Origin of the sequence: Aquicoccus porphyridii (genome assembly GCF_008369105.1) — a bacterium.
Lineage (GTDB): Bacteria > Pseudomonadota > Alphaproteobacteria > Rhodobacterales > Rhodobacteraceae > Aquicoccus > Aquicoccus porphyridii.
The window spans coordinates 65,527-82,193 of the sequence record NZ_VINQ01000005.1 but is presented as its reverse complement, the minus strand read 5'-3'; the positions used below and the strand labels follow the sequence as shown (position 1 = coordinate 82,193).

The following is a 16,667-nucleotide window of genomic DNA, read 5'->3' as shown; positions in this document are numbered from 1 at the left end:
AGTGGCCGACATCCCCGAGAGGGGCCGTCGGAATAACACGGGTCGGCGCGCCACCGGTATTGGCGACCCTATGCCCGGTGTCGACATGCAGGGTGAATAGGGACGGCGTTCGGCCAGTTCCGAATTTTCGTGGAAACCTCTCAGGTCCTGACTTTTTCAACGGGATCTCCGGAAACTGGCCCCCGGCCCGGATACCGGGGGCTGTCACACGGGCATCAAAGCTGCATGCGTTCCGCGCAGCGGGCGACCCAGTTCCGAATAGCTGGCGTCTCGGGCGTGAGGTCCGGAAACCAATGGAATGGTGAACTGCACAGCATGTCCGCGGCTGTGAACCGGTCCCCCAGCAGATACGGCCCCGGGTCAAGCGCCTCGACCAGATGCGCCATCATCGTGTCGACGTCGCGAAGCGTGGCCGTGAGCGCCGGGTGGCTCAGTTGTGCCCACTGAAGAATGATAAGGGGCTCCATCACGCCCTGATAGTAAAACAGCCACGACAGATAGGCGCCGCGTCCCGCCTCGCCCGGCAGAGGGCCCAGCTTGGCGGCGGGATACGCGTCAGTGAGATACACGATGATCGCGCCGCGCTCGCGCAGCGTCTCGTCGCCATCGACCAGATAGGGGACTTTCTTCTCCGGGTGCGGGTTATCCGGATCGGGACCACCCGAGCCGTCCTGGCGCGGGATGGTGACCTCGCGAATGTCGATATCGGCATCCAGCATTCGGACGAGCGTCGCGATCGTTTCGGATCTCGATTCTGGTGCGTGGTACAGAACGGGCATTACAGATCTCCTTTAAGTTTAGATGCGCCTAGGATAGCCTGGGCCTGCTGACAGAACAGGGCAGCATGACGATGGCACGACAGGACAGGCTGATGCGTCTCATGAACGCGCTGCGGCGGCTTCCCGCTCCGGTTACGGCCGCGCGGCTGGCCGATGAGACGGGGGTCTCACGCCGACAGCTTTATAGGGACATCGCCACGCTTCGGGCCGGGGGCGCACTGATCGATGGTGCGGCGGGGGTAGGATACGCGCTGACGGAAGACCCGTTCCTGCCACCTCAAAGCTTTTCGCGACTTGAAATCGAGGCTCTCATGCTTGGGATCGGCAGTCTTGATTCTCTGGGTGACGCGCCGCTGACGCGCGCGGGCCGCGATGCAGTTGCGCGGATCATCGCCACCTTGCCCGATCGTCAGGCCCGTCAGGCGATGCACACCGTCATGCGCACCTGGCGCCCGGATGCCATGCGCCCCGCCGTGGCGATCGACATGGACCTTCTGCGGCAGGCCTGCTGGGAGGAGAACAGCCTGTGGATATGCTACTGCGATCTGAAGGACCGTTTGAGCGAGCGCGAGGTCTGGCCGCTCGTCTTGTCCTATAGCCCTGAGGCATTGATGCTCCTTGCCTTCTGCCAATTGCGGCAGGACTATCGGGTTTTCCATGTTGCCCGCATAAAGGAATTGCGACCGGGCGGAACCAGCTTCCGGCCACGGCGCGTCGCACTGTTGCGCGACTTTAAAACGCGCCGGAGGTATGAGGAACAAGGTTCTTCGGCAGGCAAGGACGCGGCTTGCGATTTCTGACGTGAAGCGCCCTGTTCCCGGCGCTTTGCGCAACCAAACGTGACAGCCAAGGAGCCCGACGCCGGTCCACGGCTTGCGCCACGGCGGCGTCCCCGCCTCGATCGGTGCGACCGATCGAGCGGATCACAGAGATTTGCACCGAGATTACCGATCTGCCGTCAGGGCAGCGACCGCTGCGCGGCTTCTTTGCCGTCCTGTCGAGGTCGGGGCCAAGCCTATTTCGTGCCGAACATCCGGTCGCCCGCGTCGCCGAGGCCGGGGACGATATAGCCCTTTTCGTTGAGCCGTTCGTCAAGCGCGGCGGTCACGATGGGCACGTCGGGATGGGCCTCTTTCATGCGCGCGACGCCCTCGGGCGCGGCGAGGAGGCACAGGAAGCGGATATTGGTGGCGCCGGAGGCCTTGAGCAGGTCGATGGCGGCGGCGGAGCTGTTGCCGGTGGCGAGCATCGGGTCGACCGCGATGACCAGCCGCTCACCAAGGTGGTCGGGCACTTTGTAGTAGTATTGCACCGGCTGGAGCGTCGCCTCGTCGCGGTATAGCCCGACGAACCCGACCCGCGCCGAAGGGATCAGTTCAAGCATCCCGTCGAGAAGGCCGTTGCCCGCGCGCAGGATCGAAATGAGCGCCAGCTTGCGCCCGTCGAGCACCGGCGCGTCCATCGGGCAGAGCGGGGTGTCGATGGTCCGGGTGGTCATCGGCAGTTCGCGGGTGACCTCGTAGGCGAGCAATTGCGAGATCTCGCGCAGGAGCTGGCGGAACACGGCGGTGGTGGTGTCCTTTTGGCGCATCATGGTCAGCTTGTGCTGGATGAGCGGGTGTTTGACGATGGTGAGGTGGTCTTTCATCTGGCTTCCAGTCTTTCTTTCACGCGGGCGGCGGTGTCATCGTCGCAGAAGGCGGCGGCAAGCGCCATTCGGTTGATCGCGGCGAAATCCTCTTCGTCCCAATCGAAGGCCCGGGCCGTTTCCTCGTATTCGCGGGTGAGCGTGGTGTGGAAGAAGGGCGGGTCGTCGGTCGATATGCTGACATTTACCCCGGCTTGGCGGAGTTTGGCCAGAGGATGCGCGGCGAAAGAGGGGAAAAGCCCCAGTGCGATGTTGGAGCCGGGGCAGGTTTCAAGGTGGATGGCAGTTTCGGCAAGTTGCGCGATCAGGGCGGGATCGGCATGGGCGGCGACGCCGTGGCCGATGCGCGCAGGTGCCAGGTGATGGAGCGTGTCGCGGATGCCTTGCGCGCCGCCCCATTCGCCGGCGTGGCAGGTGAGGTGCAACCCGGCCTCGCGCGCGCAGTCGAAGGCCCAGGTGAAATCGCGCGGATGGCCGAGGGTTTCGTTGCCGCCCATGCCGAAGCCGCGAATGAACGGCCCGGCGGTTTCGGCCGCACAGAGCGCGGCGGGTTTGGCCGCGTCGGGGCCGAAATGACGGATGCAGGTGACGATGCCGCGATGGATGATGCCGTGGGTTTTCTCGGCCTCGCGGGAGGCGTCTTCGATCTCGGCCAGGTAGTCGCGCCAGGCATGGAGGTCGCCGCCACCGCAGAAATCGGGGGAGAGGAAGCTCTCGACATAGATGGCGCCGTGTTCGGCGCAGTTTTCGAGCACGGCAGCGGTGAGGCGGCCATAGTCGCGCGGGGTGGTCAGGACCGAGGTCGCGGCCTCGTAGACCTTGAGGAAATGCGGGAAATCGCGGAAGGCGTAGGCGCCGGTTTCGGTGAAGATGCCCGAGAGGTCGATGTGTTTTTCGCGCGCGAGGTCGCGGATCAGGGCGGGCGGGGCCGCGCCTTCGAGGTGGAGGTGAAGTTCGAGCTTGGGGAGGGAGGTCCAGGTCACAGGAAACTCTCCCCCGCGCCGCGATCGGTGAGGCCAAGATGGTGGGCGACGCTGGCCCCGATATCGGCGAAGGCGACATGGCCGATTTCGCCCGTGCCCAGCCCGGTGCCCAGCCTGGCGATCAGCACGGGGGCACGTTCGCGGGTGTGGTCGGTGCCGGTCCATGTCGGATCGTTGCCGTGATCGGCGGTGATGAGCATCAGGTCGCCGGGCCTTAGCCGGGGCAGCAGGCGGGCCAGTTCGGCGTCGAACCATTCGAGCGCGCTTGCGTAGCCGGAGACGTCGCGGCGGTGGCCGAAATTGGTGTCGAACTCGACGAAATTGGCGAAGGTGAGCGCGCCGTCGGGGGCGATGTCGACGAGGTTGGACAGATGGGTCATGAGCGTCGCATCGCTGCCCTTGTGGTGGTGGGAAATGCCGCGCATCGAGAAGATGTCGCCGATCTTGCCCAGTGCGAACGTGGTGCGGCCCGCCGCCTGCGCCCAGTCGAGAAGCGTGGGCGAAGGCGGCGCGATGGCGTAGTCGTGGCGGTTTGCGGTGCGGGTGAAATCGCCCGGCTGGCCGATGAAGGGTCGGGCGATGACGCGACCCACCCGGCGGGCGTGGAAGGCGGGGGCGATGGTGGTGCAGAGGTCGAGCAGGCGATCAAGGCCGAAGCTTTCCTCGTGCGCGGCGATCTGGATCACGCTGTCGGCGGAGGTGTAGACGATGGGCCAGCCGGTTTGCATATGCGCCTCGCCATGCGTGGCGATGACCTGCGTGCCCGAGGCGTGGGCGTTGCAGAGCGTGCCGGTGGTGCCCGCCGCGTCGCGGATGAGGGCCAGGAGGTCGTCGGGGATGGCCGGTGTCGTGTCGGGGAAATAGTGCCAGTCCCACGGCACCGGCACGCCCGCGATTTCCCAATGGCCCGAGGGCGTGTCCTTGCCGGGGCTGGTTTCCGTCGCGGCGCCCCAGAGCCCGGTGGTGGCGGGGGGCAGGCCCGCATCGAGGCCCGAGGCCAGCCGGATCGCATCGCCCAGCCCGAGCGCGGCGAGGGTGGGGACGTGGAGCGGCCCGGCGCGGCCCGTATCGGCGCGGCCCGTGGCACAGGCGCGCGCGATATGGCCCAGCGTGTTGGCCCCGGTGTCGGGGGTGGTGCCGTTGAAGAAGCGATCGGCGTCCGGCGCGCCGCCGATGCCGCAGGAATCCATCACGATGAGAAAGGCGCGACTCATCCGCCGATCCTCTCAAGGACGAGGGGCGGCAGGGTGGGGGCCGCGTCGGTGAGGGTGAGCGCGGCCAGAAGCGCGGCCCCGGCGCGGTCGGCATCGTCTTCGCGCGCGGCGTGGATGCGGGCGATGGGCTGGCCCTGTTCGACCCGTGCGCCGAGGGCCGGAAGATCGGAGAGGCCCACGGCGGGGTCGATCACGTCGGTTTCGACCTGGCGCCCGCCGCCGAGGCCGACCACGGCCAACCCCAGCGCCTCGCCATCCCATGCCGCGACATGGCCCGCGCGCGGTGCGGTGATTTCGCGGATCACGTTGGCCTCGGGCAGGAAGCGCGGCCAATCCTCGACAAAGCGCAGCGGGCCGCCTTGTGCGGCGATCATGGCGCCGAAGCGTTCGGCGGCGCGGCCGTCGCGGATGGCCTCGGCAATGGACTCGGCCCCGGCCTCGACATCCTTGGTCAACCCGGCATCGGCCAGCACCACGCCGCCCAGCACCGCGCAAAGCCGGACCAGCGGGCCGGGCTCTGCGGTGTCGGTGAGGGCGCGCATCACCTCGGCCAGTTCGAGCGCGTTGCCGAGGGAGGGCACCAGCGGCTGGCTCATGTCCGAGATCACGGCGGAGGTCGGGCATCCGGCGGCATTGGCAGTGTCGACGAGGGCGCGGGCCAGCGCGCGGGCGTCATCGGGGGTTTTCATGAAGGCGCCCGAGCCGGTTTTCACGTCGAGCACCAGCCCGCCCAGCCCGGCGGCGAGTTTCTTGGACAGGATCGAGGCGGTGATGAGATCGAGGCTTTCGACCGTCGCGGTGACGTCGCGGATGGCATAAAGCCGCCTGTCGGCGGGGGCGATGCGGGCCGAGGCCGAGACGATGGCGGCGCCGGCACTGCCCACCGCGCGGCGCAGCGCGGGTTCGTCAAGGTCGGTGCGCAACCCGGGGATCGCCTCGATCTTGTCGAGCGTGCCGCCGGTATGGCCGAGCCCGCGCCCCGAGATCATCGGCACCGCCGCCCCGCAGGCGGCCAGCGCGGGGGCGAGCACGAGGCTGACGCAATCGCCGACGCCGCCGGTCGAATGCTTGTCGAGCACCGGGCGATCGAGATCCCAGCGCAGCACATCGCCGCTGTCGCGCATGGCGAGGGTGAGCGCGACGCGACCCTCATCGGAGAGGCCGTTGAGCAGCACCGCCATGGCAAAGGCCCCGGCCTGTGCATCCGAGACGGCATGATCGGCCAGCCCCTGCGCGAACCAGCGCAATTCGTCCCGGGGCGGGGTGTCGCCGTCGCGCAATCTTGCGATGATGCGTCTTGCGTCCATCGGTCGGCCCCCGTCAGCGGGCCATGTGGCTTTGATCGAAGGCGCCGGGCAGAAGTTCGGCGATGGTCATGGTCAGCGTTTCACCCCGGGTGGTGGCCATGGTCACGCGCACCGTGCCCGCGCCGAATTCGGCGAGGCGCTGGCGGCAGCCGCCGCAAGGGGGAACGGGGGCGGGCGCATCGGCGATCACCGCCACCTCGGTCAGTTCGGTGTCGCCCGCCGCGACCATGGCGGCAATCGCGCCCGCCTCGGCGCAGGTGCCTTCGGGATAGGAGACGTTTTCGACATTGCAGCCGACATGAACCGCGCCCGAGGCCGCGCGGATCGCCACGCCCACCTTGAAGCGCGAATAGGGGGCATGGGCATTGTCGCGCACGGCGCGGGCGGCATCGAGAAGATCGGTCATGTGGTTCACTCCATCCCGTCACTCTGCGTCCGGTGATTGGCAATTGCAAGATCGCGGCGCGGATGCCATCGTGATGCTGGTGGTTTCAAATGCTCAAAATATAGTTTAACACTAAACTATCTGGAAATGCGCGAGGTTGCCCGATGTCGATCGACCCCAAGGAAACACAGCGTCAGGCGGCGCTTGACTATCACGAGTATCCCAAGCCCGGGAAGCTCGAAATCCGGGCGACCAAGCCGTTGGCCAATGGTCGTGACCTTGCGCGCGCCTATTCGCCCGGCGTGGCCGAGGCGAGCCTTGAGATCAAGGCCGACGAGGCCAACGCGGCGCGCTACACGGCGCGCGGCAACCTTGTTGGGGTGGTGTCGAACGGCACCGCCGTTCTGGGGCTGGGCGATATCGGGGCGCTGGCCAGCAAGCCGGTGATGGAGGGCAAGGCGGTCCTGTTCAAGAATTTCGCCGGGATCGACTGTTTCGATATCGAGGTGAATGAATCCGACCCCGAGAAACTGGCCGATATTGTCTGTTCGCTTGAGCCCACCTTCGGGGCGATCAACCTTGAAGACATCAAGGCGCCGGATTGTTTCATCGTGGAAAAGCTGTGCCGCGAGCGGATGAATATCCCCGTCTTCCACGACGATCAGCACGGCACCGCCATCGTGGTGGGGGCGGCGGCGACCAATGCGTTGCATGTGGCGGGCAAGCGGTTCGACGAGATCAAGATCGTCAGCACCGGTGGCGGGGCGGCGGGGATTGCCTGTCTCAACATGCTGCTGAAGCTGGGGGTGAAGCGCGAGAACGTGTGGCTTTGCGACATTCACGGGCTGGTTTACGAGGGGCGCGAGGTGGACATGAACCCGCAAAAGGCGGCCTATGCGCAGGCCAGCGATTTGCGGAGTTTGGAGGATGTGATCGGGGAGGCGGATCTTTTTCTGGGCCTGAGTGGGCCGGGGGTTCTGAGCCCGGAATTGGTGCAGAAGATGGCGTCGCAGCCGATCATCTTCGCGCTGGCCAACCCGACGCCCGAGATCCTTCCCGATGCGGTGAAATCGGTGGCGCCGGATGCGATCATTGCCACGGGGCGCAGTGACTTTCCCAACCAGGTCAACAACGTGCTGTGTTTTCCGTTCATCTTTCGCGGGGCGCTCGACGTGGGTGCGACCGAGATCAACGATGCGATGCAGATCGCCTGTATCGAGGGGATCGCGGCGTTGGCGCGGGCGACGACGAGTGCCGAGGCCGCGGCGGCCTACCAGGGCGAGCAGATGACGTTCGGGCCGGACTACCTGATCCCCAAGCCGTTCGATCCGCGGCTGGTGGCGGTGGTGTCGAGCGCGGTGGCGAACGCGGCGATGGAGAGCGGCGTGGCGACGCGGCCGATCGACAATCTCGACGAGTATCGCGCACGGCTGAACCAGAGCGTGTTCAAGTCGGCGCTGCTGATGCGGCCGGTGTTCGATGCCGCGCGCACCGCGTCGCGCCGGATCGTGTTTGCCGAGGGCGAGGACGAGCGCGTGCTGCGCGCAGCGCAGGCGATATTGGAGGACACCACGGAGACACCGATCCTGATCGGGCGGCCCGAGGTGATCGAGCGGCGTTGCGCGCGTGCGGGACTGACCATCCGGCCCGGGCAGGACGTCGATATCGTGAACCCCGAGAACGATCCGCGCTATCGCGATTACTGGCAGAGCTATCACCAGGTCATGGCGCGGCGCGGGGTGACGCCCGACATCGCCAAGGCGGTGTTGCGCACCAATACCACCGCGATCGGCGCGGTCATGGTGCATCGCGGCGAGGCCGACAGTCTTATCTGCGGGACGTTCGGGGAATATCGCTGGCATCTGAATTACGTCAGCCAGGTTCTGGCCTGTGACGGGCTGCGCCCGCACGGGGCGCTGTCGATGATGATCCTCGAAGAGGGGCCGCTTTTCATCGCCGACACCCATGTCTGGACCTTGCCCACGCCTGAGCAGATCGCCGAGGTGGCCATCGGCGCGGCGCGGCATGTGCGGCGGTTCGGGCTTGAGCCGAAGCTGGCGCTGTGTTCGCAATCGCAATTCGGCAACCAGGCCGAGGGGTCGGGGCAGCGGCTGCGTGCGGCGCTGGAGATTCTCGACAGCGAGCCGCGCGATTTCGCCTATGAGGGCGAGATGAACGTCGATGCGGCGCTCGATCCCGAGCTGCGCGAGCGGCTGTTGCCGGGTGGACGGCTGAAGGGGGCGGCCAATGTGCTGATCTTCGGCCATGCCGACGCGGCGTCGGGGGTGCGCAACATTCTCAAGATGAAGGCCGGGGGTCTTGAGGTCGGGCCGATCCTGATGGGGATGGGCAACCGGGTTCACGTGGTGTCGCCGGGGATCACGCCGCGCGGATTGCTGAACATGGCCGCGATCGCGGGCACGCCGGTGGCGCATTACGGGTAAGGTGTTTCCCGCAACGCTTTAGGCATCGCCGGGGCGGGACTCCTCCCCGGCGGTGCCGGTGTCATTCAGGCATCATTTCTTGGTGGGTTTGGTGCCGGGTTTGGCCGGCTTCTGTTTCTGGTCGCCCATGGCAACGAGACCTTGTCAAAACGGGGCGGCACCGCGCCGCGCCCTGATCCGATTCATAGCACGGGCGGGGCCGTGGCGCTGATGCGTTTTCGACATGGGCGATGTCGAAAACACGCGCGCGAATCCCCGGCCAAGGCGTGACCGGGATTTGTAGGGGCCGGGTTTGCAGGTTTGCAAACTGCCTGATCTCTGCCGCAAAATCGGATGGAAATCGGTGTGTTTGCAAAAGTTTGCAGGTCGATGGACCGGTATTCTGCAAATATATTGCGCCAATGTGACGCTGCGTCGGCCAACGGGCTTGCCCGGATGGGCGGGCAGGGCGTAACACGGCGGCAAGAGTGAGGAGGAGTATTCCATGGGATACAATGACGTCTACGCCGCGTGGAAAGCCGACCCCGAGGGGTTCTGGATGGAGGCCGCGCAGGCCATCGACTGGGACAAGCCGCCGTCGAAGGCGCTGTTCGAGAAGGGCAACGATCTTTACGAGTGGTTTTCCGACGGCATGTGCAACACCTGCTGGAACGCGGTGGATCGCCATGTCGCGGGCGGGCGCGGGGCGCAGGCGGCGATCATCCATGACAGCCCGATCACCGGTCGCAAGGAAGAGATCACGTTCGCCGAGTTGCAGGACCGGGTGGCGCGGCTGGCCGGGGTTTTGCGGGCCAAGGGCATCGAGAAGGGCGACCGGGTGGTGATCTATATGCCGATGGTGCCGCAGGCGGTCGAGGCGATGCTGGCCTGTGGGCGGATCGGGGCGATCCATTCGGTGGTGTTCGGCGGGTTCGCCGCCAACGAGCTGGCGGTGCGGATCAACGATGCGCAGCCCAAGGCGATCATTGCCGGGTCATGCGGGCTGGAGCCGGGGCGGGTGGTGAAATACAAGCCGCTGCTGGATGGCGCGATCGAGATCGCCCGGCACAAGCCCGAATTCTGCCTGATCTTCCAGCGCGAGGAAGAGCGTGCCGAACTGGTCCCGGGCCGTGATTTCGACTGGGCCGAGGAGGTCGCGACGGCCGAGCCCGCCGAGTGTTTGCCGGTCGAGGGCAATCACCCTTCCTATATCCTTTACACCAGCGGCACGACCGGCCAGCCCAAGGGCGTGATCCGGCACACGGGCGGGCAGCTTGTCGCGCTGAACTGGACCATGAAGAACATCTATAACGTCGATCCGGGCGACGTGTTCTGGGCCGCGTCGGATGTGGGGTGGGTCGTCGGGCACAGCTATATCGCCTATGCGCCGCTCATTCATGGCAACACCAGCATCGTGTTCGAGGGCAAGCCGGTGGGCACGCCCGATGCGGGCACGTTCTGGCGGGTGATCGAAGAGCACAAGGTCAGGAGTTTCTTCACCGCGCCGACCGCGTTCCGGGCGGTGAAGCGCGAAGACCCCAAGGGCGAGTTCCTCAAGAAATACGATCTGAGCGCGCTTAACGCGATCTACCTGGCGGGTGAGCGGGCCGACCCGGACACCATCATCTGGACCCAGGAGATGACAGGCAAGCCGGTCTATGACCATTGGTGGCAGACCGAAACCGGCTGGACCATCGCGGGCAACCCGGTGGGGATCGAGGCGCTTCCGGTCAAGCTCGGTTCGCCCACGGTGGCGATGCCGGGCTATGACGTGCAGATCCTGGGCGATGACGGTCATCCGCTGCCGCCGGGTGAATTGGGGGCGATCGCGGTCAAGCTGCCGTTGCCGCCGGGGACATTGCCGAACCTGTGGAATGCCGAGGACCGGTTCCGCAAGAGTTACCTGTCGCATTTCCCGGGCTATTACGAGACCGGCGATGCGGGGATGATCGACGAGGATGGATATCTTTACATCATGGCGCGCACCGACGACGTGATCAACGTCGCCGGGCACCGGCTTTCGACCGGGGGGATGGAAGAGGTTCTGGCCAGCCACCCGGACGTGGCCGAATGCGCGGTGATCGGGGTGGCGGACCCGCTCAAGGGGCAGGCGCCGGTGGGGTTCCTGTGCCTGTCGAAGGGTGTGAACCGGCCGCATGAAGAGATCGTGGCGGAGGTCATCAAACTGGTGCGCGAGCGGATCGGCCCGGTGGCGGCGTTCAAGACGGCGGTGGTGGTGGACCGGCTGCCCAAGACGCGCTCGGGCAAGATCCTGCGGGCGACGATGGTGTCGATTGCCGATGGCGGCGAATGGAAGGTGCCCGCGACGATCGACGATCCGGCCATCCTCGACGAGATCAGGGACGCGTTGCAGGGGGTCGGTTACGCGAAGTGAGGCCGCGCGTGCCCCGGGGCACGCCCGGGGCGGGTTTGCATTTTTTCGCAGTATTGCGCTTGACGGCGCGGCGCGCGGGCGGTCCTCTTTGCGCATGACAGGAGGAACCCCATGAGCACATCGCGTATTCCCGGTTTTCACAATCTCACCCGCGAGGAGCGGCTGGCAAAGGTGGCCGACTTGGCCGGACTTGATGCGGCGCAGGTGGCGCATTTGACGGCGGCGGCGGCGCATGACGGGGTGCTGGCCGATCATCTGAGCGAGAACGTGATCTCGGTGATGGCGGTGCCGCTGGGGGTGGCGACCAACCTGATCGTGGACGGGGCCGAGGTGCTGGTGCCGATGGCGAGCGAGGAAAGCTCGGTCGTGGCGGCGGTGTGCAATGGGGCGCGGGCCTGTCGCGAGGCGGGAGGTATTGTCACGCAAGCCGACGATCCCTGCATGATCGCGCAGGTGCAGGTGACGGGGCTGGATGATCTCGAGGCGGCGCGGGCGGCGGTTCTGGCGCAGAAACAGGCGATAGCGGCCGAATGCGACGGGTGTGATCCGATGCTGGTCAGGCTGGGCGGCGGGTTTCGCGATGTCGAGGTGCGGATCGCGGGGCCGTTCCTCGTGGTGCATCTCATCGTCGATGTGCGCGACGCGATGGGGGCCAACGCGGTCAACACCATGGCCGAGCGGCTGGCGCCGAAGATCGAGGGCTGGACCGGGGGCAAGGTGGGGTTGCGCATATTGTCGAACCTCGCTGACCGGCGGTTGGTGCGGGCGCGGGCGACATGGCGGGTCGATGAGATCGGGGCCGAGACGGTGGCGGGGATCATCGGCGCATGGGAGTTCGCGGCGCATGATCCTTACCGCGCCGCGACCCATAACAAGGGGATCATGAACGGGGTCGCGGCGGTGGCGCTGGCCACGGGCAACGACACCCGCGCGCTGGAGGCCGGGGCGCATGCCTTTGCGGCGAAGGATGGCTATGGGCCGCTCACGCGCTACTGGATTGAGGGTGCGGACCTTGTGGGCGAGATCGAGATGCCGATGCCGGTGGGGATCGTGGGCGGGGCGACGCGCGCGCATCCCACGGCGCAGGCCAGCCTGCGGATCATGGGCGTGGAAACGGCCGACCGGCTGGCCCGGGTGATGGCGGCGGTCGGGCTGGTGCAGAATTTCTCGGCGCTCAGGGCGCTGGCGACGGAAGGCATCCAGCGCGGCCATATGGGGCTGCATGCGCGCAACGTGGCGATTGCGGCGGGGGCCAGCGGCGACGAGATCGACCGGGTCGCGGCGGAGATGATCGCGCGGGGCGAAATTCGCGAGGATGTGGCGCGCGAATTACTGGTGTGAACAGAACGAATTTTCTGCGAAAATTCAATGATGCCCGGATCGGATTTTTCGCAGAAAAATCGTGGGGTCAGATGAATTGCTCGCGGATCAGGCGTTCTTCGAGACCATGGCCGGGGTCGAAAAGCAGGCGGTGCCCGACCGAAGGATCGGACCGGATCTCGACCGTTTCGACATAAAGCACCGAGCGCGAATCCGCGTCCGCCATGACCGGGCGCCTGTCGGGTTGCAGCACGTCGATGCGCACATGCCCGGTCTTGGGCACCAGCGCCCCGCGCCAGCGACGGGGGCGAAACGGCGCGATGGCGGTCAGGGCCAGCACCTCGGACCCGATGGGCAGGATCGGCCCGTGCGCCGAATAGTTATAGGCGGTCGAGCCGGCGGGCGTGGCGACCAGCGCGCCGTCGCAGACCAGTTCCTCCATCCGCACCTTGCCGTCGATGGTGATGCGCAGCTTGGCCGCCTGCGGGCCCATGCGCAAAAGCGAGACCTCGTTGATGGCCAGCGCCTCGTGCACCGTGCCGTCACCACGGGTGGCGCGCATCGCAAGCGGGTTGATCACCGTTTCCTCGGCCGCGGCGAGGCGGTCGGGCAGATCGGTTTCGGAATATTCGTTCATCAGGAAGCCGATGGTGCCGCGGTTCATGCCATAGACCGGGGCGGGGTTGCCCTGGGTGCGGTGCAGCGTGTGCAGCATGAACCCGTCTCCACCCAGTGCCACGATCACGTCGGCCTCGTCCTCGGGCGTGTCGCCATAGCGGCTGACCAGCGCCGCGAAGGCGGTCTGGGCCACCGGGGCGTCGGAGGCGGTAAAGGCGATCTTGATCTCGGCTTCGGCCATGGTTCCCATCGGCGCGGTCTTGTCGGATCGGGGTGTTGCAGTTTCCACCTGCACGATCGGTGCCGCGCTGGCAAGCGGAATGGTCGTTTTGTCCCCTTTTCGCTGGGTCCGCAATGAATTAGGACAACGGACATACCCAAGCGCCAACAGACAAGTGACGGAGACCAAGCCCATGCCGAACCCCGATTTTTTCACCGAAGACCTGGCCAGCCGCGATCCCGAGATCTTCGACGCGATCGACAAGGAACTGGGCCGCCAGCGTGACGAGATCGAGCTGATCGCGTCGGAAAACATCGTGAGCCGCGCCGTGATGGAGGCGCAGGGCTCGGTCATGACCAACAAATATGCCGAAGGTTATCCGGGGCGGCGCTATTACGGCGGCTGCCAGTTCGTTGATATCGCCGAAAACCTTGCCATCGAACGGGCGAAAGAGCTGTTCGGTTGTGGATTTGCCAACGTGCAGCCCAATTCCGGGTCGCAGGCCAACCAGGGCGTGTTCACGGCGCTGTTGAAACCGGGCGACACGATCCTCGGTATGAGCCTTGATGCGGGGGGGCACCTCACACATGGGGCGGCGCCCAACCAGTCGGGCAAATGGTTCAACGCGGTGCAATACGGTGTGCGCAAGCAGGACAACATGCTCGATTACGACCAGGTCGAGGCGCTGGCGAAAGAGCATCAACCCAAGCTGATCATCGCGGGCGGATCGGCCATTCCGCGGCAGATCGACTTTGCCCGGATGCGTGAGATCGCCGACATGGTGGGTGCGTATCTGCATGTGGACATGGCGCATTTCGCGGGGTTGGTCGCGGCGGGTGAACATCCCAACCCCTTCCCGCATGCGCATGTCGCCACGACCACCACGCACAAGACCCTGCGCGGGCCGCGTGGCGGCATGATCCTGACCGATGACGAGGCGATCGCCAAGAAGGTCAATTCGGCGATTTTCCCGGGTATTCAGGGTGGGCCGCTCATGCATGTGATCGCCGCCAAGGCGGTGGCGTTCGGCGAGGCGCTGCGCCCCGATTTCAAGGATTACATCCGCAATGTCGTGACCAACGCGCAGGCGCTTTCGGATCAGCTCATGAAAGGCGGGCTCGATATCGTGACCGGCGGGACCGACACGCATGTGTTGCTGGTCGACCTGCGGCCCAAGGGTGTGAAGGGCAACGCGACCGAGAAGGCGCTGGGCCGGGCGCATATCACCTGCAACAAGAACGGCGTGCCGTTCGACCCGGAAAAGCCCACGATCACCAGCGGTGTGCGGCTGGGCAGCCCGGCAGGCACCACGCGCGGCTTCGGCGAGGCCGAGTTCCGCCAGATCGGCGACTGGATCATCGAGGTGGTCGACGGGTTGGCGGCCAACGGCGAGGACGGCAACGGCGCGGTGGAAGAGAAGGTGAAGGCCGAGGTTGCGGCGCTTTGCGCGCGCTTTCCGCTTTATCCCGGTTTGTGAGCGCGGGCGGGTCAAGTCCTGCATGACGTAATCGGAAGGGCCATCGTGGATGCGGTGGCCTTTTCTATGACCGCGCGGTAGGTTTCGCCGGGATTTGAAGGAGACCACCCCATGCCCTTGATATCGGACGACCTTTTGACGCGGATTCGCGACCGTTTCGCGCATGTCGACATCTGCCCGTTCCAGGGTGAGCGGGTGTTTTTCGAGAATGCGGGTGGGGCGCTCACGCTCAAGTCCGTGGTCGAGACATCGGGTTTTTACGCCGCCATTCCCGATAACCAGGGCCGCGAGAACCCGGCCAGTCATGCGCTTGTCGATGTGATCGCCAAGGCGCGGGCCGACATGCGCGATCTGATGAATATCGACGAGGGGCAGTTTTTTGTCGGTGAAAGCGGGACGGAATTGCTGTTCCGGCTGATCTCGGCGGCCTGCCTTGCCGCCGGGGGCGGGCGTGTGCTGGGCTCGACGCTTGAACATCCTGCCAGCCGCAGCGCTGCGGCGCGTTGGGCCGGGGTGGCAGGGATGGCGCATGTTCTGGTGGCGCATGACGATGCCACGGGCACGGTGGAGGTGGCGCATTACGCGCCCGAGATCACGCCCGACACGGCGGTGGCCACGATCCTGCACACCTCGCCGGTGACGGGGATGGGGGTGGATGTCGCCGGAATTGCCAGGGCGATCCGCGCGGTCAGCCCGGAGTGTTTCATCATCGTCGATGGTATCCAGCATGCGGCGCATGGGCGGATCGACCTGCACGAGCTGGATGTCGATGGTTACGTGATTTCGCCCTACAAGATGTTCTCGCGCCACGGCTATGGGCTGGCGTGGCTCTCGCCCCGGCTCGAGGCGGTGGCGCATAACAACCTGCTCAACGGGCCGGAAAAGAACTGGGAAATGGGGACGCGCGATACCGGGGCCTATGCGACGTTCTCGGATGTGGTGGACTATCTCGCCTGGCTGGGCGGCGAAGTTTCGGGCGAAGGCGACCGGCGGGCGCGTATCCGCGCGGCGGGGGCGGCGATCCATGACCATGAAAAGCGGCTGACCGAGGCGATGATCCACGGCACAGGTAACCTGCCCGGGTTGGCGCAGATGGAGGGGGTGACGCTGATCGGGGGGGCGGACAACCCGGCGCGTGAGGGGCTGGTCTCACTTGCGGTGCAGGGGGTCGATCCGGCCGAGGTGGTGGCGCGGCTCAATGCCGAAGGGGTGCGCACGCATCTGCGCAAGGCCGATCATTACTCCGGTAACGTGCTTGATCCGCTGGGCATGGCGGGCTGTGTGCGGGTGTCGATGTGCCACTATAATTCCCTGCCCGAAGTGGCGCGCTTTCTGGCGCTGATGCAGGAGATTGCCGCCTGAGGGGGTCGCTTTAGGCCCCGCGCACCGATTACCGCGATTGCAGGTGGTCGCGAAACGCCGCGATCACCTGTTCATAGACCGGGCGCTTGAAGGGCACGATCTGCGCGAGTACCTCTTCGGGGGGGAGCCAGCGCCATTGCGAAAACTCCTGATGGTCGTCGGCGTCGATCCGCACCTGCTCGTCGGTTCCGTGAAAGCGCAGGAGGAACCATTTCTGTTCCTGCCCCTTGTAGCGCCCGTTCCAGATGCGTGGCACGATGTCATGCGGCAGGTCGTAGGCGATCCAGCCGTCGGTTTCGGCCTCGACCGTGACCAGATCGCGCGAGACGCCGGTTTCTTCTTCCAACTCGCGCAGGGCGGCTTCGCGCGGGTCTTCGCCCGCGTCGATCCCGCCCTGTGGCATCTGCCAGGCGGGCACGTCGCTGTCGATGCGCTGGCCGACGAAGGCGTGGCCCGCCCGGTTGACGAGCATCACGCCCACGTTGCGGCGATAGGGCAGCGCGGCGATATCCTCGGGGGTCATGGCCGGGCCACCC

The 16,667-nt window shown here is 66.0% G+C and carries 14 protein-coding genes; 6 read left to right on the top strand and 8 right to left on the bottom strand.

Translation table 11 applies throughout. The annotated features are described in order from the left end of the window. Positions 1 to 215: 215 nt before the first annotated feature. Positions 216 to 779, bottom strand: a complete 564-nt coding sequence (locus FLO80_RS09130; RefSeq protein ID WP_111366221.1) for a glutathione S-transferase family protein — start codon at positions 777 to 779, stop codon at positions 216 to 218. Positions 780 to 844: 65 nt separating this feature from the next. On the opposite strand from FLO80_RS09130, the gene FLO80_RS09125 reads away from it, so the two are divergent. Continuing rightward, positions 845 to 1,579, top strand: a complete 735-nt coding sequence (locus FLO80_RS09125; protein ID WP_439328713.1) for a helix-turn-helix transcriptional regulator — start codon at positions 845 to 847, stop codon at positions 1,577 to 1,579. 215 nt (positions 1,580 to 1,794) lie between these two features. Here the strand turns inward: FLO80_RS09125 and upp are convergent, their stop codons facing one another. From upp to FLO80_RS09100, 5 genes are read right to left on the bottom strand one after another with little or no spacing between them, the layout of a single operon-like run. Continuing rightward, positions 1,795 to 2,427 (bottom strand): uracil phosphoribosyltransferase, encoded by a 633-nt coding sequence (gene upp / locus FLO80_RS09120; protein WP_111366223.1) that lies wholly within the window; start codon positions 2,425 to 2,427, stop codon positions 1,795 to 1,797. Further along, positions 2,424 to 3,410 carry an adenosine deaminase gene (locus tag FLO80_RS09115; RefSeq protein ID WP_111366226.1) on the bottom strand — a complete coding sequence of 329 codons (987 nt, stop codon included), beginning with the start codon at positions 3,408 to 3,410 and terminating at the stop codon, positions 2,424 to 2,426. Before FLO80_RS09115 ends, upp begins: the two co-directional genes overlap by 4 nt. Beyond that, complete coding sequence (locus FLO80_RS09110; protein ID WP_111366228.1) at positions 3,407 to 4,624, bottom strand: phosphopentomutase; 1,218 nt, start codon at positions 4,622 to 4,624, stop codon at positions 3,407 to 3,409. Before FLO80_RS09110 ends, FLO80_RS09115 begins: the two co-directional genes overlap by 4 nt. Then, on the bottom strand, positions 4,621 to 5,931 hold the full coding sequence (locus tag FLO80_RS09105; RefSeq protein WP_111366230.1) for a thymidine phosphorylase: 1,311 nt from the start codon (positions 5,929 to 5,931) through the stop codon (positions 4,621 to 4,623). Before FLO80_RS09105 ends, FLO80_RS09110 begins: the two co-directional genes overlap by 4 nt. 13 nt (positions 5,932 to 5,944) lie before the next feature. Continuing rightward, entirely contained in the window at positions 5,945 to 6,337 is a 393-nt protein-coding gene (locus FLO80_RS09100; protein ID WP_111366232.1) for a cytidine deaminase, read from the bottom strand. Between the two features lie 143 nt (positions 6,338 to 6,480). On the opposite strand from FLO80_RS09100, the gene FLO80_RS09095 reads away from it, so the two are divergent. The 3 genes from FLO80_RS09095 (at position 6,481) to FLO80_RS09085 (ending at position 12,475) form a co-directional block, all read left to right on the top strand. Then, positions 6,481 to 8,760 (top strand): NADP-dependent malic enzyme, encoded by a 2,280-nt coding sequence (locus tag FLO80_RS09095; protein ID WP_111366234.1) that lies wholly within the window; start codon positions 6,481 to 6,483, stop codon positions 8,758 to 8,760. A gap of 484 nt (positions 8,761 to 9,244) precedes the next feature. Continuing rightward, positions 9,245 to 11,134, top strand: coding sequence for a propionyl-CoA synthetase (locus tag FLO80_RS09090; protein ID WP_111366237.1), 1,890 nt, complete (start codon positions 9,245 to 9,247; stop codon positions 11,132 to 11,134). 111 nt (positions 11,135 to 11,245) lie between these two features. Next, on the top strand, positions 11,246 to 12,475 hold the full coding sequence (locus tag FLO80_RS09085) for a hydroxymethylglutaryl-CoA reductase, degradative (protein WP_111366239.1): 1,230 nt from the start codon (positions 11,246 to 11,248) through the stop codon (positions 12,473 to 12,475). 67 nt (positions 12,476 to 12,542) lie between these two features. On the opposite strand, the gene FLO80_RS09080 is transcribed toward FLO80_RS09085, so the two are convergent. Next, entirely contained in the window at positions 12,543 to 13,313 is a 771-nt protein-coding gene (locus FLO80_RS09080; RefSeq protein WP_111366446.1) for an NAD kinase, read from the bottom strand. 172 nt (positions 13,314 to 13,485) lie between these two features. Between FLO80_RS09080 and glyA the strand changes: the two genes are divergently transcribed. Both glyA and FLO80_RS09070 read left to right on the top strand, forming a co-directional pair. Beyond that, the gene (gene glyA, locus FLO80_RS09075) at positions 13,486 to 14,769 is read left to right on the top strand and encodes a serine hydroxymethyltransferase (protein WP_111366241.1); all 1,284 of its coding nucleotides are present in this window, start codon (positions 13,486 to 13,488) and stop codon (positions 14,767 to 14,769) included. Between the two features lie 111 nt (positions 14,770 to 14,880). Continuing rightward, positions 14,881 to 16,131: an aminotransferase class V-fold PLP-dependent enzyme gene (locus tag FLO80_RS09070; RefSeq protein ID WP_111366244.1), complete on the top strand. Its 1,251-nt coding sequence runs from the start codon at positions 14,881 to 14,883 to the stop codon at positions 16,129 to 16,131. A gap of 28 nt (positions 16,132 to 16,159) precedes the next feature. Here the strand turns inward: FLO80_RS09070 and FLO80_RS09065 are convergent, their stop codons facing one another. Next, positions 16,160 to 16,654, bottom strand: a complete 495-nt coding sequence (locus FLO80_RS09065) for an RNA pyrophosphohydrolase (protein WP_111366448.1) — start codon at positions 16,652 to 16,654, stop codon at positions 16,160 to 16,162. Positions 16,655 to 16,667 lie beyond the last annotated feature (13 nt).

Bases quoted from the DNA above. Each gene is read 5' to 3' on its own strand.
- FLO80_RS09110 (WP_111366228.1), bottom strand. From the start codon at position 4,624: ATGAGTCGCGCCTTTCTCATCGTGATGGATTCCTGCGGCATCGGCGGC.
- FLO80_RS09080 (WP_111366446.1), bottom strand. From the start codon at position 13,313: ATGGCCGAAGCCGAGATCAAGATCGCCTTTACCGCCTCCGACGCCCCG.
- FLO80_RS09065 (WP_111366448.1), bottom strand. From the start codon at position 16,654: ATGACCCCCGAGGATATCGCCGCGCTGCCCTATCGCCGCAACGTGGGC.
- FLO80_RS09085 (WP_111366239.1), top strand. From the start codon at position 11,246: ATGAGCACATCGCGTATTCCCGGTTTTCACAATCTCACCCGCGAGGAG.
- FLO80_RS09070 (WP_111366244.1), top strand. From the start codon at position 14,881: ATGCCCTTGATATCGGACGACCTTTTGACGCGGATTCGCGACCGTTTC.
- FLO80_RS09130 (WP_111366221.1), bottom strand. From the start codon at position 779: ATGCCCGTTCTGTACCACGCACCAGAATCGAGATCCGAAACGATCGCG.
- FLO80_RS09125 (WP_439328713.1), top strand. From the start codon at position 845: ATGACGATGGCACGACAGGACAGGCTGATGCGTCTCATGAACGCGCTG.
- upp (WP_111366223.1), bottom strand. From the start codon at position 2,427: ATGAAAGACCACCTCACCATCGTCAAACACCCGCTCATCCAGCACAAG.
- FLO80_RS09100 (WP_111366232.1), bottom strand. From the start codon at position 6,337: ATGACCGATCTTCTCGATGCCGCCCGCGCCGTGCGCGACAATGCCCAT.
- FLO80_RS09105 (WP_111366230.1), bottom strand. From the start codon at position 5,931: ATGGACGCAAGACGCATCATCGCAAGATTGCGCGACGGCGACACCCCG.
- glyA (WP_111366241.1), top strand. From the start codon at position 13,486: ATGCCGAACCCCGATTTTTTCACCGAAGACCTGGCCAGCCGCGATCCC.
- FLO80_RS09095 (WP_111366234.1), top strand. From the start codon at position 6,481: ATGTCGATCGACCCCAAGGAAACACAGCGTCAGGCGGCGCTTGACTAT.
- FLO80_RS09090 (WP_111366237.1), top strand. From the start codon at position 9,245: ATGGGATACAATGACGTCTACGCCGCGTGGAAAGCCGACCCCGAGGGG.